The organism is Pseudoalteromonas citrea, assembly GCF_000238375.3.
In the GTDB taxonomy this organism is placed as follows: domain Bacteria; phylum Pseudomonadota; class Gammaproteobacteria; order Enterobacterales; family Alteromonadaceae; genus Pseudoalteromonas; species Pseudoalteromonas citrea.
Genome location: NZ_AHBZ03000012.1, coordinates 22,625 through 37,380 on the forward strand (window position 1 = coordinate 22,625; position 14,756 = coordinate 37,380).

The following is a 14,756-nucleotide window of genomic DNA, read 5'->3' on the forward strand; positions in this document are numbered from 1 at the left end:
TTAGTCATTGTCACCAGCCGAAGTTGCAGGAAGCTCTAAAGCAAGCTTATTAATAAAATCATTTTTAAGCTGATCGGTCACATCTTTTACTTTTGCATGAGTCGTTGTGACTGCCGACGTATTGCTATTTAGCGCGGTTTGTAAATCAGTCGTGATTGCTGCAGACGCAACTTTAGAATCACTTATACCTTGTAACATAATTGTTTTGGTATCTGTTGCTGACTGATTATCTAAAAAGTCATCAAACCCTAAATTACCGTCGCCACCGCCATTAAACAGTCGCTCAAAGGCGCTAATGTTGGCACGAATGTTTTCTATTGAATGCTTTGCATAGCGCGATTCAACTGACTCGGGGCAAATGCTGGTGCCACACGCATTGTTAAACAAACCTAAAGGTGTCGCTAATTTATAATCTTTAAGCTCTTCAGTCATATAAAAAAGCGCATCTGATATTTCGTTGATCGCTTCTTTCGTCGAGTTAAACTTATTATTTGGTTCACCCGCACTTTTTAACACATTGGCGTACCCTGCTGCACCTGACCACTGCGCGACAAGCGAATCAGACGAGACGGCCAAGTCTTTAGCTGCTTCAACAGCATACTGACAACGTGATACTTTACGTGCCTGATCTGCTCGACTATTCCAATCAGCTAGCACGTCACCAGCACTTGTAGAAGAGCAGCTATGTGTTAACGTATCATTAAACAACAAATACTCTAACGCATCTAAACCGCGGCGTTTGTCACTACGCTTACTAATGTCATAGGCGTTACCATTAATGTTGCCATTTTCGAAAAACACCACATCTTGATCAACACTACAGGTACTGACACTTGGCCATGAATATATATCATTACGTAATGACTTATCATTGGCGAGTAAAGGTCCGACAATCATAAGCTCAGCATGCTGCCAGCTTACCATGGTCTCTTTCCACGCATTTTGAGCCGCCAGTTTTGATGCAGTTAATTGAGCGAGTGCGTCGCTATCTTCCTGAGAGGGGTCAAATACAGCCTCTAAATCACAATAACTTTTAACCACACTCGGCAGTGCATCTGACTTATTATCAAATTCAGTAAATGTTGGTGTAAATACGTTATCAGTTAAGCTTGCGAGTAATTGCTTTTCTGAAAAGTCAGGGCTTGTTGGATCAGTTGGGGTCGTTGGCGGTGTTGTGGGGGTACCCGAATTATCATTTCCATTATTAACATCATGTTCGGCGCCAGCCGAATAAGATGTGCTTTCACCACATCCACTTAACACAAGTGCTAAAGCACTTGCGAGCAACAAAGGTTTAAAAGTATGTCCCATTAATTGCCTCTTTTCTCTGTTTTTAATACAACAAAAGGTTAGCCCTTACGGACTAACCTTTTTAAATAATTAAGCGGTAACGTTTACCAAGCTAGCATTAAACTTTCTAATGCTTCACCCGTTAACACAGCGCCATCTTTATCAGTCCACTGATACGTATCACGTAAGATATTACGTGCTGTTTCTAGATCAGCTTTATACTGTTCAACTGTTTTTACACCATCAGAAATTACTGGTGCATTACCCATTAGCTCATGTAGTTTTACAAAGTCAGCTGTGACTGCTTTGTTTTCAACAAATGGTGATACTGGGTTAAACTGCATGTTAAATGCAAAACCTTTCATCTCAGCCCAATGCTTAGCAAATGCATAAAATTGCTCTTTTGTATAAGTACCAGAAGAGATATCGTCAATGTCACCTTTGCTGTTGTCTAGAACATCGTTGATGTAATGAATTACAGTAGCAACAATTGCCTTTTCCCACGCTAAACGTGCTGCAGTCGCGTAGCCATTTAATTCAACTAACTGTGCATCTGTTAATGCAGTACCAGCTGTTTCGTTAAGTAATTTACGACCATTAAAGAATGCAGTATATGCTTCTTTCGTTAAGTCAGTTGTTGCTGGGCTTAAATCACGCTTTGCAGCATTCGTTGAGTTACCCCAGTTATATTCTGATTGTAAATCAATTTTGCCATCGTGGTTTGTGTCTTGCTTACCATTGTGGGTTGCACGACCATTACTTTCGTCCGAGTCCACTTTACCCGCAATTTCAGCATCGTTATATGATAAATAGTTACGCGCGGCACCAAAGTAACCAAAGCCTTCATCCCACTGGTGCTCAAGTTTAGTGTAACCCTTGTCATCAACGGTTGTGTCTGTGTGACCCGATAGTAAACCCTTACCATCAGTGTCGTTATCTAAGTAGTCATCAGCGCCTTGTGAAAATGCAACGGCACCGAATAAGAACTTTTCAACTAGCTGTTGTAAATCAACACCCTCGGCTGTGATATATGCTTTATCGATTTCAACATTATGTGTTGTCATCAACGTACCGCTTGCTACACTCGCAGCATTCGCTCTTAATACGTTAAATAGTTCAGCAGTAAAGCCGCGCGGTGTATTCTCTTCAGCAGCAAGGCCAGCCCAACCTGCTAAGCTATCCGCAGCATTCCAATCTCTGTATTGGCCTTTTGCATCATTACCTGCGATCTTGCCGTATAAATCTTTGTGTGATCCTGAAACATCAGTCAATAAAGTTTGTACAGCACCTTCAAAAGCAGAAATAGTCAGTGCTTTAGTACCCCAGATTTCTTCATACTGAGCTTTGGTCTCGCTGCTTACTTTAGCTTCTGTGAAATTCACATCACTGTTTACAGAATCGGTATAAGTACCAATTTTGTAGTAATCGTTAATTTTATCAGCGCCATTGCTAAGGTCTGTCGTAAAATCAGTGCTTTTTACATAATTTGAAAGTTCTTTAATTAGGACTTGACGCGCAATTTGACCTGAATAGTGCACGTTAGACTCGCCAGTGTCTTTATTTACAAAGTCATAATCCATTTCATCAGTCACTGCAACTTCAAGCTCTTGGCTGAAGTCCGCTGTGCCGTCAGATACTTTGACTGTTACCATGATTTTTGGTTCAGCTTCAAAGTTAAGAACCACGCCTTCTTTAACAGATAATGTAGTCCCTTCAATAACAAACCGCGCATCATCCGTTGTAAACGTATGTGTGTCTGCAGCGTCTGAATCTGTAGCAGCCAATGTACCAACAACCTGAGCTGTAGCTAGGTTTTCTGTAACAACTTGAGCATCAGTAATACTGATTGCTGTTGGTGCTGAGTTTGTCGGTGTAGGAGTCGTTGGTGCAGTTGAGTCATTTGAACTTGAACCACCGCAAGCAGTTAGACCAAGTGTTGCGGCCAGAATAGAAGTAGCTAGAAGAGACTTACGTAAAATCATTTATGATTTCCTCTGAAAATTATTAGTATTTACATTTTCTTATCTGGGATAAAAGTATACACGCATATAAATAGCAATCAATATTATTTGCGTTGCCAAAACAAAGTAAATATAAAGATTTGTAAACCTATAATTCTAAAAAATCAGCAATTTATGGAGTAAAAATGGCTAAAAGCCAGATACAATCAATAATCTACCTAATAGTCATTTCGTTTTAACATTTGCTACTTCCAGAGAATATTCACACTGAACAAACACCAAAAAATGCAATAATCGCAATAGAAGTTAACTATTGCCAAGCCTCTCTTACAAAAATATAACCTTGTTTCCAGATCGTTTTTATTTTGCTTGGCTGAGAAGGGTCATCCTCTAATTTCTTGCGCAGCCTCGAAATACGCACATCCACCGTGCGGGTGTCATCTTGATAAGGTTTATCAATCATCGTTTGGTATACGTGTTCGCGACTTAATACAGTCCCAGCATTACTCGCCAATAGCCATAATAGTTCAAATTCATGACTTGTCAGGTAAACTTCTCGATTATTGAGTGTTACCAAACGTGCCCGGGAGTCAACCACTAGGCTACCAAATGTGAGTACGGCTGATTTATCTGATGAGTATTGACGCAGCAATGCATTTAACCGAGCCTGCCATAACCGAGGCGTTGCGGATTTTGTGATCACATCATCAGCGCCAGACTCTAATAAAGCACTATGCGCATCTTCATCCGTTAAATCTGTACAGACCATGATAGGTGCTAAAAATGTGGCTTTTACCTTTTCAATTAAATCTGTCGGGTCGCCAATAGTAAAATGCTCACTTAAAACCACCCCACATACATCCTCGCTCGTAGCCCACTGCGACATTTCATCCATATCTGAAAACTGAAAAACCTCATGCCCCGCTTCTTCAAACATTATTTTGCGTTGCGTGAAACACTCAACTTCGCTTTCAGCTATCAAGATTTTAGCCATTACTACACCTAAAGGATTAGTTTTTATTTTATTTCGGCTAGTTTAATGTCTGAAACTGAATGGAACCTTTACAAGCGAAACAAATTTTCAGCAGTTTCCCACAAAACTGTAACAACTGGGTCCGTTAAGCGCTTTGTTTTGCACACCAAACCAATTTCTATCGGCTCTATCAAATCCAATGAACTGAGATAGCGGACCTGATCTTTAAAAGGGCTTTGCGCTAAAACTATTTCAGGCACACACGCTACACCAAAGCCTAAACTTGCCAGTGCGACCATTGCTTCATGGCCCGATACATGGGCATACACTCTTGGTGTAAAAGCCTGTGTTTTACAAAATTGATCTAATCGGTCTTTTAGTATGCCTTGCTCGGGCATAATAAAAGGGAGCTGGCTCCACTGAATATTACTGCTATGTTGTGATGTTAATAGCTCTGTTAAAGGGCATGCCATAATTGGGGCAACTATAACCAACTGTGACTGCCCTATCGGTAAATAAGATACACCTTGTGGTAGCTGTGCAGGTTTGACTGCTACTGCAAGATCTTCTTTGTCGTTTAATACATGCGTAATAGATAATGCAGGATCTCCGGTATTTAAATTAAGCTCAATGGCCGGGTACTGCTGCCTAAATTTAGCAAATAGGTCATAAACAAAACTATAGGTTGCGGTGACTGAACAATAAAAGCTTAACTCACCGCTTAAAGGCTGGCCATTATCTTGGCACTCACTTTTAAATTGCCGCCACTGTGCCAATGTTGAGCGTGCATACTCAACAAAAGCCTTACCTTGAGCTGTTAAGCTCACGCTGCGATTATCCCTAATAAATAAAGCGATACCCAGCTCTACTTCAAGCTGTTTTATTTGTCTGCTTAAAGTGGGTGCACTGATATGGCACTGCTCGCTCGCTCGGCCAAAATGCAACGTTTCAGCCAAGGCTAAAAAGTACTTTAACTGTTTATGATCCATACGCCCTTATGTTTCACATTATGAAATACTATGATTCAAATATATCATTTTACGTAACTTAAAACAGGGCATATGCTGACTTTATATTCTATTTAATACTCTATTATTTTAAGGTACTAACATGGCGAACTACTTTAACTCTCTTCCTCTAAGAGAACAGCTAGCACAACTAGCACAATGCGAATTTATGGATCCACAAGAGTTTAACGATGGTGTTAACGAGTTAATCGGCAAAAAGCTCGTTATTGTTGGTTGTGGTGCACAAGGTCTAAACCAAGGTCTTAATTTACGCGATTCAGGGTTAGATGTAAGCTATGCATTGCGTGAGTCGGCCATTTCAGAAAAGCGTCAGTCATTTTTGAATGCCTCTGACAATGGCTTTATTGTCGGCACATATCAAGAGTTAATTCCTGATGCAGATTTAGTACTTAACTTAACCCCTGACAAGCAACATACGTCAGTTGTTAGCGCGGTTATGCCACTGATGAAAAAAGGCGCTACGCTTGCTTACTCTCATGGTTTCAATATTGTTGAAGAAGGCATGCAAGTACGTGAAGATCTTACGGTCATTATGGTTGCGCCAAAATGCCCAGGCACCGAAGTGCGTGAAGAATATAAACGTGGATTTGGCGTGCCAACACTCATTGCAGTGCACCCAGAAAATGATCCACAAGGTAAGGGTCTGGCGCAAGCCAAAGCTTACGCGGCAGGGACAGGTGGCCATCGTGCAGGCGTATTAAACTCCTCTTTTATTGCTGAAGTAAAATCAGATCTCATGGGTGAACAAACCATCTTATGCGGCATGTTACAAACAGGGTCACTACTTTGCTTCGATAAAATGGTAGAACAAGGTGTTGATGCTGCATACGCATCAAAGCTCATTCAGTATGGCTGGGAAGTCATCACTGAAGCATTGAAATATGGTGGCATCACAAATATGATGGACCGTCTATCAAACCCAGCAAAGTTAAAAGCATTTAGCTTAAGTGAAGAGCTTAAACAGATCATGCGCCCGCTGTATAACAAACATATGGATGACATCATCAGCGGTGAGTTTTCTCAAGGTATGATGTCTGACTGGGCTGAAGATGATGCAAAATTATTAGCTTGGCGTGCTGAAACCGGTGAAACTGCTTTTGAAAAGCAAACCAACACCACGCAAGAAATTTCAGAACAAACTTTCTTCGACCAAGGTATTTTAATGGTGGCAATGGTTAAGGCGGGTGTTGAGTTAGCTTTTGAAACCATGACTGCCGCAGGAATTATTGATGAGTCTGCCTATTATGAGTCACTGCATGAAACGCCGCTTATCGCCAATACAATAGCACGTAAAAAGCTTTATGAAATGAACAGTACTATTTCAGATACTGCTGAGTATGGTTGTTACCTCTACAACCATGCCTGTTTACCTTTATTAAAGCCATTTATGGAAAATATCAACATTGATGTAATAGGTAAGGGCCTTGAGGCAACCAGTAACTACGCTGATAACCAAGCACTCATCGATGCTAACCATGCAATTCGCACGCACCCTGTTGAAATCATAGGTGAAAAGCTCCGTGGTTACATGTCAGCAATGAAAAAAATAGTTTAAACCAGTTCGCTTGTTAGAAACCGAGCCCATACGCATTTGCTATGGGCTTTTTTATGAACTTAGTACTGAAATTACATTTGTACCGATTAAAGTATTATACAAAAGTGGTAATTTAATGAACAATTACTATCCTTTGTTCGATCGCATTATTGATTATGGTAGAATAGTCGCCTTGTTTTAGAAAAGTGTGGATCAATGCGAAAAACTAGCCTTACAATCACTCAAAAAATTACATTATTAGGAAGCTTAATTGCGATAACAGTTGCCGGAATTATCGGTGCGACTGCAATTTATAGTGCAAAAACGATGACCGAAACGCGTATGCTACAGTCTGAGTTACCAGCTAAAGTCGAAAGCATTAATAAAACGATAGCTAAACAAATTTACCAGCTGAAAAATGCGGCAAAACAGCTATCTAGCAATGTATTTATCACGGAGTCTGCAAGGGATGACGCACTCAACGAAACACAGCTTGTTAATGAGCTCAATCGTTTAGTTGATCAATATGATCTCGCTACTGCTTCATGGGCCAACCGCGAAACCAACCAATATTGGAATCAAGATGGTTTCTTACGCGTGCTAAACACACAGCAAGACGGCTGGTTTTTTGGCTTCACACAAAGTGGTGAAGAATATTCAATTAGCATATTTCAAGAGTCTCCAGGTGATGTCAAAATGTTTGTTAATCACCAGCAAACACGTGGTCTGGGCCTTGCTGGTCTAGCAAAAAGTATTGATGATATGCAAAGCATGCTGAGCAATATGGTCATAGAGAAATCTGGCTTTGTATTTGTTGTCAATAAAGCAGGCACCATACAATTACACCCAGATGCTGGTTTAGTCGCCACAACGTCATTGCGAGATTTATACGGTGCTCAGGCTGTTAGCAGCCTACTAACGAACCGAACTTTTGTGGTGGAAAAACTCACTGTGAGTGAGCAACCAACCTTAGTGGCGGCTAGCCCTATTGAGGGAACTGACCTATATGTCATAGCACAAGTACCTGAAGCTGAAGTCATCGAACAGATCACACAACTTCAGTGGCAAATAATTGCGTTCTCGATTGCGGTCGCCCTGCTCGCTAGCTTAATTAGTTTGTTTTTAGCTAAAAACCTCAGTGCCCCGCTATCAAACATGGCAAGTCTGTTTGCCCGTTTAGGCAGTGGTGATGCAAAGCTCAACTATCGAGTGCCAGAGTCTGAACAGCCTGAATTACAAGCACTTGCCGAAGGTTTTAACCAATTTATTAGCAAAATCGAAATGGCTATCAAAAAAGTAGCCAGTGAAAGCCGAGACATTCGTAGTACCAGCGAACGTGTGTTTGCACAAAGCCAAAGTAATTCAAAGTCACTTGATGAACAAAAGTCCCAAACCATCTCTGTTGCCGCCGCAATTAACGAAATGGGGGCGACGGTTCAAGAAATTGCAGGCAGTGCAAACAATACTGCAAAACTGACTGAACAGAGTAAGGCAATGTCAGATCAAAGTCACAGTGGCGTTCAGCATAGCCAAACGCAACTTCAAGGCTTAGCAAGTGATATTGATGCCATGGCATTGGAAGTCACCACACTGGCAGAAAAAACACAATCTATCGCTAACATCGTCGATGTGATCCGGGGTATTTCAGAACAAACAAACTTACTGGCACTTAACGCCGCCATTGAATCTGCGCGCGCTGGTGAACATGGCCGTGGGTTTGCAGTTGTTGCTGACGAGGTGCGTGCACTGGCTAGCCGCACATCACAATCGACCGACGAAATCCAAGCAACTATTACCGAGCTGACCGTCGCGTCGGATTCAATTGTGAAAAAAATCAGTCAATCCAAACACCAAGCGGTACAGAGTGTCGAAACAATGCAAAACTCTGTGGAATTAATGGAAACAATTACAGAAACTGCAAACCAAATTAACGACATGACTACGCTCATTGCTGCCGCAACCGAAGAGCAAAGCAATGTAGTCGCTGATGTGGGCCGAAGCATTGAACACATAAGTACAATTAGCGATGACGTCATGAATGAGCAGTTAAATACTGAGCAGTCTATTCAAGCACTTGCCAATTCGGCCAAAACACTTGATAGCTTAGTCGCAAGCTTTGAACAAAACTGATAAAAGGCACAAACTTTGGCATAAGCCACATAGTGTGAGCAGACACTAAAAAAAGAGACTTATACCCGCTGGTATAAGTCTCTTTTTGTATCGGTAATAATTTGTAACCAATTTAGTTCTAATTTGCATGAATTTTGGGCTATGCTTGATTAATAAGCAGTTTTAGCTCGGAGTTTTATGATGTCTACGCTAAATAAAGTCATGACCATTTTCACCTTTGCCAGCCTCTTAACACTCAGTGGGTGCAGTTCAACATCTGAAGAAGTTACTGTCGATAAGTCACTTCTTAACAATACTGCTTTTGCAAAACAACCAGTGCCAAGCCAAGAGGATATATTTCAACTCGATGCCACGATAAAAATGCAACTCGACAGCTACTTTAAAGGCAGTACCCCCACACTATCTCATACACAAAAGCTACTGCGCTTTTTGGTTGATAATGGTGATGCATCTTTATCTTATCAATCTGGTGCCAACTTAACAGCGTCACAAGCCTACTATGACCTCAATGCAAACTGCTTGTCCTTATCCATTCTCGCATTCAGTTTAGCGGAACATCTTGGTTTTGAATCTCAATTTCAACGCGTTCATATTCCTGAATATTGGGATCAAACTCAGGGCTACAGCCTGCTCACAGGCCATGTAAATTTAGTCATCAGCGAATCAAGTTTCATATTAAACAAAAACACCACAACAGGTGTAACGCTTTACACTCGGCCAAGATCACTCACAGTTGACTTTGATCCAAATAGCCGCCAACAAAAGTTTCCTACATCGGCTATCACCAAGCAACGGATCTTGGCGATGTTTTATAGTAATCGCGGCGCAATGCACATGATCAAACAAGAGTACGACCATGCCTTCAGTTACTTCAAAGCAGCCATCAATGCAGATGAACACTACTCTGGTGCATGGGGTAATTTAGGGGTGCTTTATCGCGTTACACAACAGCATAAAATTGCTGAAAAAACTTACCAACAGGCGCTCGCGTTAAACATCGATAATAAAACAGTGTTAGGCAACATGGCCTTGCTATATCGTTTAACAGATCGAATTGCTTTAGCCAAACCGATAGAAGAAAAACTAAACCTACAACGCAAAAACAACCCCTATTATCAAATCGTATTAGGGAATGAAGCGCTCGAGAACAATAACCTTGCATTAGCCCTACGTCACTTCAATAGAGCAAGAAAACTTGATACAAAACTGCATAGCAGTTACTTTGGACTAGCAAAAGTACATTATTATCGAGGTAACCTTGAGCAAGCTGAAAAATACCTATCACAAGCATATAAGCTGTCTGAATATAAACACGATAAAAAGCGGTATCAAAGCAAGCTACAATGGCTGCAAACAGTGGCTAAGAATTAGCGTCGTCAGTTCTTTTATTTTATGCGAAGCTGCAATGGCATCACAACTTCATACCGACCTGCAGGTGCTAACAAGTGAAGCGCACGCTGGCCGTAAAGCTGGTGCCAGTGAGGGTCCTAATGTCAGTGCTCAGTATATTTATGACAGATTTGAAAAACTAGGTTATCAGCCGAAATACCAACCATTTGAATTTAAAACCGGCTTTTTCAGCACTGCAACAGGCCACAATGTCATCGCGAAACTGCCATGTAGCTCAACACAATGCGATTTCAATATCGTTGTTACGGCACATTACGACCACTTAGGTGGCCAGGGTACTTCTTTTTATGCTGGTGCCAATGATAATGCATCAGGCACATCTACCCTCTTGTTCTTAGCTAAAAGCTTGCAGAAGGTGAAAAGACGCCACAGCGTCACCTTTGTTGCAACCGATGCCGAAGAAAAAGGCCTTTACGGTGCAAAGCATTATGTTAGTAAACTCGGGGTAAATACACCTGCGACTTTAAACATTAACCTCGATATGCTTGCGCCAAATAAGCGCAATCGTTTATATGTACTGCACTCTAAAAAAACTGAATTGGCGGTCGAGGTACTCAAAAAACAACCCTCTGAACCTCTGCGAGTAAAAATCGTCAACTCACGTTATAAAATGCAGCGGTTAATGGATAACCCCCGTATAGATTGGCATAAAGCCAGCGACCACTATGCGTTTGCTAAAGAAAACATTCCTTATTTATATTTTGGTATTGGCGAAGATAAAAACCACCATACCAAACGCGATACGTTAGAGTCTCTCGACTTTTCTCGGTTTCAGTTGGTAGTTAAGTTCATTAATAACTTTATGGTGGAGTTGCTTAATGTACCACTTGAGGCCACAAATTGACGCTTTTGCGGTTTAGTTAACTTTTTAACTTGCCACTCTAGTTTACATGCATCACTTTTACTGCCTACAGGGTAATTGAAAATAAGGGTTAGTGGCCCTTTGCCTTTTAAGTTTTTTGCACCTTTACCCTGCTGATGGGCGGAAAACCGCGCCATAACATCATTGGTCACACCGGTGTACCAATGACCAAATCGCGTTTCAATAATATAGATATGCCAAACCGGCTCCACACTCTTCTCTTTCATTGAAGTTACTTTTTACTCTCTATTTAGAAACTTTTTTAATACACTAAGGTCGAAGTTCGACAAGAAGCTTTACCTTCTGCGCTTTATCGGTATCATGCAAAATAATTGAAAATAAGGATACACAAATACATGCTGTCTAATAAATCCCTTTCTACGTGGTTCATTGCTATTATAACTACAGTCATGCTGTCTGGTTGTTCAAGCTGGGTCTATCGAATCAACGTACCACAAGGTAACTTTTTAGAGCAGTCAGATGTAGAAAAACTACGCGTTGATATGACTCGCGAGCAAGTGCTATTCGTTTTAGGCAGTCCAATCGCGAAAGATGCCTTTAATAACAATACTTGGCACTATGCGTATGTGTTTAATATTGACCGTGAGTCTGAACAACGCAAATCGCTGACTGTATTTTTTGAAAATGACAAATTAAGCCGCATTACAGGCGACTATGACGAACCTAAAGAGTTCAACATACCGCTTGATCAGTAATGTGATGCTAAAATAAAAGGGCCTATAGGCCCTTTTATTTTAGCTGTAGAATGAAACACACTCGGCTTATCTAATGTTACGCTCTACCGCCGGTAATCTTATTGGCTCGGCCTTCATCTTTTGCTTTCTCAGCTCGTCGTCTGCGTGCATCTTTAGGGTCGGCAATTAACGGCCTATAAATTTCGATTCGATCGCCTTCTTTTACAGCTTGCTTGCCCTTTACCGTTCGATTCCAAATGCCCAAGGTCAAATTAGTTGGGTCAATATCAGCGCACTTATCTAAGATACCTGACTGTAGCACTACCTGCTCAGCCGATGTGCCTTCAGCAACATCCACAGACATCACGACCGCTTTATGCGGCACCGCATATACAACATCAACTTTAATCATGACCTTGCTCCATACACCGTTTTAGCTCGCTGTGTAAATGCGGTTACCATATTTTTGGCAACCTCATTAAAAATCTTGCCAAATGCCAGCTCAACCAATTTATTGGCAAATTCAAAGTCTAATTTTAGCGTTACTTTACATGCTTGGTCGTCTAGCTCCGTAAACTCCCAATAACCGTATAAAGACTTAAATGGCCCGTCGACTAATTGCATCTTTACTTGACTGCCTTCAAAGCTATTGCGCGTGGTAAACCACTTCTTTAATCCTGCTTTGGAAATTTCTAAACTAGCGACCATATCATTTGGGTTTGATTCAATAACTTTTGAATCTGAACAATTTGGTAAAAACTCAGGGTATGCATCTACATCGTTAACCAGCGTAAACATTTCTTGAGTGCTATACATCACCAATGCACTTTTTTCTATTTGTGGCATAGTTACTCCAATCTATTTGTCGCGATTTTAGCAAGCTTTTAAAGAATTATCTTGTATGCTGTAAGCTACTGCGCGAAAATAACGCACAAATTTAAAAAAGCACTATTGTCTGTCCACTTTTCTAGGTAAACTAGGCCATTATGGCAAAGAAAAAATCATCAAAATCAACTACCAATACCATCGCACTTAACAAAAAAGCGCGCCATGAGTATTTTTTAACCGATAAGTTTGAAGCGGGCATTGAACTGCAAGGGTGGGAAGTAAAAAGCATCCGCGCAGGTAAAGTAAACATTTCAGACACCTATATTCACCTTAAAGACGGTGAAGCATTTTTACTTAGCAGCCAAATACAGCCGCTAAACAGTGCTTCTACGCATGTTATTTGTGATCCAATGCGCTATCGTAAATTGCTGCTAAATAAGCGTGAGATTGACCGCTTAGTTGGCGCAACTGAACGAGACGGCTTCTCGCTGATCGCGACTGCGATGTATTGGAAGAAATGCTGGGTCAAACTTGAGTTTCACCTTGCGAAGGGTAAGAAAATGCATGACAAACGCTCTGACAGTAAAGATAAAGACTGGTCACGTGAAAAAGAACGTCTGATGAAGCACTCAGCCCGGTAATAACAACGCATAAAAAAACCTCGCTATTGCGAGGTTTTTTTTCAGGCTTTTTAAATTTAACCTTTATATTTTTGCATTACTAATGTGGCGTTAGTACCACCAAAACCAAAACTGTTCGACATCACAGTATTAAGCTCAACATCACGACGCTCTGTCACAATGTCCAAGCCTTGTGCTTGCTCGTCGAGCTCATCAATATTAATTGAAGGCGCTACGAAGTTATTTTCAAGCATTAAGAGTGAGAAGATTGCTTCATGTACACCAGCCGCGCCCAGAGCATGGCCCGTCATCGCTTTTGTTGCACTGATCGCAGGTGAATTGTCACCAAATAATTCTTGAATTGCACCTAACTCTTTCACATCACCTACTGGTGTAGATGTACCGTGTGTATTTAGGTAATCAATCGGTGCGTCAATGTCTTGCATTGCCTGCTTCATACAACGCACAGCACCTTCACCTGAAGGAGCTACCATGTCATAGCCATCAGACGTTGCGCCATAACCTACGATTTCAGCATAAATATGTGCGCCACGAGCAAGGGCGTGCTCTAGCTCTTCAACAACCACAATACCGCCACCGCCAGAAATAACAAAGCCATCACGATTTGCATCGTATGTACGTGAAGCTGCTGCAGGGTTATCGTTGTATTTAGTCGATAGTGCACCCATTGCGTCAAATTCCATCGCAAGTGTCCAGTGTAGCTCTTCACCACCACCGGCAAAAATAACATCTTGCTTGCCAAGTTGAATTTGCTCTACTGCATTACCAATACAGTGTGCCGATGTTGCACACGCAGAGCTAATAGAGTAATTCACACCTTTGATCTTAAATGGTGTTGCTAAACACGCCGACGTCGTGCTTGCCATAGTACGAGGCACCATATAAGGTCCTACGCGTTTTACGCCTTTCTCACGTAAAATATCAGCGGCTTCTACTTGGTGCTTTGAAGAGCCACCACCAGAACCAACGATCAGGCCAGTACGCTCATTCGATACTTGATCGTCAGCTAAACCTGAATCTTCAATTGCTTGTGCCATTGATATATAAGAAAATGCCGCAGCATCTCCCATGAAACGGTGTGCTTTACGGTCAACAAAGTCTTTTACGTTGATGTCGATATTACCAGAAACATTACTGCGTAATTTATATTCTTCAAATTCAGGGTTAAAAACGATACCGCTTTTACCTGCTTGTAAAGACTCTAATACTTCTTGCTTGTTATTGCCGATGCTTGAAACTACACCGATCCCCGTAATTACGGCTCTTCTCATGGGTAAATTCCCTTAGTCATTTACTAAATTGTGGCTATTCTACGCTGAAATGCCTAACCAAGTGGTCAGCTTTCCAGCTTACACACGTACTCTGAAACTTTTTTACGTAAATTACAACGGACTATTACGGTTA

The 14,756-nt window shown here is 41.3% G+C and carries 14 protein-coding genes; 6 read left to right on the plus strand and 8 right to left on the minus strand.

The features are described 5' to 3' along the window. From PCIT_RS00185 to ilvY, 4 genes are all read right to left on the minus strand, one after another. On the minus strand, positions 1–1,311 hold the full coding sequence (locus tag PCIT_RS00185; RefSeq protein WP_010367162.1) for an imelysin family protein: 1,311 nt from the start codon (positions 1,309–1,311) through the stop codon (positions 1–3). 83 nt (positions 1,312–1,394) lie between these two features. After that, positions 1,395–3,272: a DUF4856 domain-containing protein gene (locus PCIT_RS00190; RefSeq protein WP_010367165.1), complete on the minus strand. Its 1,878-nt coding sequence runs from the start codon at positions 3,270–3,272 to the stop codon at positions 1,395–1,397. A gap of 289 nt (positions 3,273–3,561) precedes the next feature. Next, a complete protein-coding gene (locus PCIT_RS00195) occupies positions 3,562–4,245 on the minus strand; it encodes a response regulator transcription factor (RefSeq protein WP_010367167.1) in 684 nt (227 codons plus the stop codon). Between the two features lie 68 nt (positions 4,246–4,313). Next, positions 4,314–5,213, minus strand: coding sequence for an HTH-type transcriptional activator IlvY (gene ilvY / locus PCIT_RS00200; RefSeq protein ID WP_010367168.1), 900 nt, complete (start codon positions 5,211–5,213; stop codon positions 4,314–4,316). Positions 5,214–5,334: 121 nt separating this feature from the next. On the opposite strand from ilvY, the gene ilvC reads away from it, so the two are divergent. The 4 genes from ilvC (at position 5,335) to PCIT_RS00220 (ending at position 11,170) form a co-directional block, all read left to right on the plus strand. Then, complete coding sequence (gene ilvC / locus PCIT_RS00205; protein ID WP_010367170.1) at positions 5,335–6,807, plus strand: ketol-acid reductoisomerase; 1,473 nt, start codon at positions 5,335–5,337, stop codon at positions 6,805–6,807. Between the two features lie 195 nt (positions 6,808–7,002). Beyond that, positions 7,003–8,916, plus strand: coding sequence for a methyl-accepting chemotaxis protein (locus PCIT_RS00210; RefSeq protein WP_010367172.1), 1,914 nt, complete (start codon positions 7,003–7,005; stop codon positions 8,914–8,916). Between the two features lie 177 nt (positions 8,917–9,093). Further along, complete coding sequence (locus PCIT_RS00215) at positions 9,094–10,287, plus strand: tetratricopeptide repeat protein (protein ID WP_238347978.1); 1,194 nt, start codon at positions 9,094–9,096, stop codon at positions 10,285–10,287. 34 nt (positions 10,288–10,321) lie between these two features. After that, complete coding sequence (locus PCIT_RS00220) at positions 10,322–11,170, plus strand: M28 family peptidase (protein ID WP_010367176.1); 849 nt, start codon at positions 10,322–10,324, stop codon at positions 11,168–11,170. Here PCIT_RS00220 and PCIT_RS00225 read toward each other — a convergent pair. Then, a complete protein-coding gene (locus PCIT_RS00225; protein WP_010367178.1) occupies positions 11,098–11,415 on the minus strand; it encodes a GIY-YIG nuclease family protein in 318 nt (105 codons plus the stop codon). The genes PCIT_RS00220 and PCIT_RS00225 overlap by 73 nt on opposite strands. Positions 11,416–11,544: 129 nt before the next feature. Between PCIT_RS00225 and PCIT_RS00230 the strand changes: the two genes are divergently transcribed. After that, on the plus strand, positions 11,545–11,904 hold the full coding sequence (locus tag PCIT_RS00230; RefSeq protein ID WP_010367181.1) for an outer membrane protein assembly factor BamE: 360 nt from the start codon (positions 11,545–11,547) through the stop codon (positions 11,902–11,904). A gap of 76 nt (positions 11,905–11,980) precedes the next feature. Here the strand turns inward: PCIT_RS00230 and PCIT_RS00235 are convergent, their stop codons facing one another. Next, complete coding sequence (locus tag PCIT_RS00235; protein ID WP_010367183.1) at positions 11,981–12,295, minus strand: RnfH family protein; 315 nt, start codon at positions 12,293–12,295, stop codon at positions 11,981–11,983. Next, on the minus strand, positions 12,292–12,729 hold the full coding sequence (locus PCIT_RS00240) for a type II toxin-antitoxin system RatA family toxin (protein ID WP_010367185.1): 438 nt from the start codon (positions 12,727–12,729) through the stop codon (positions 12,292–12,294). The genes PCIT_RS00235 and PCIT_RS00240 overlap by 4 nt, the downstream gene beginning before the upstream one ends. 140 nt (positions 12,730–12,869) lie before the next feature. Here PCIT_RS00240 and smpB point away from each other — a divergent pair, with 140 nt between their 5' ends. Further along, positions 12,870–13,352: an SsrA-binding protein SmpB gene (gene smpB / locus PCIT_RS00245; RefSeq protein ID WP_010367188.1), complete on the plus strand. Its 483-nt coding sequence runs from the start codon at positions 12,870–12,872 to the stop codon at positions 13,350–13,352. Between the two features lie 56 nt (positions 13,353–13,408). Here the strand turns inward: smpB and fabB are convergent, their stop codons facing one another. Further along, positions 13,409–14,623, minus strand: coding sequence for a beta-ketoacyl-ACP synthase I (gene fabB, locus PCIT_RS00250; protein ID WP_010367189.1), 1,215 nt, complete (start codon positions 14,621–14,623; stop codon positions 13,409–13,411). Positions 14,624–14,756: the final 133 nt, after the last annotated feature.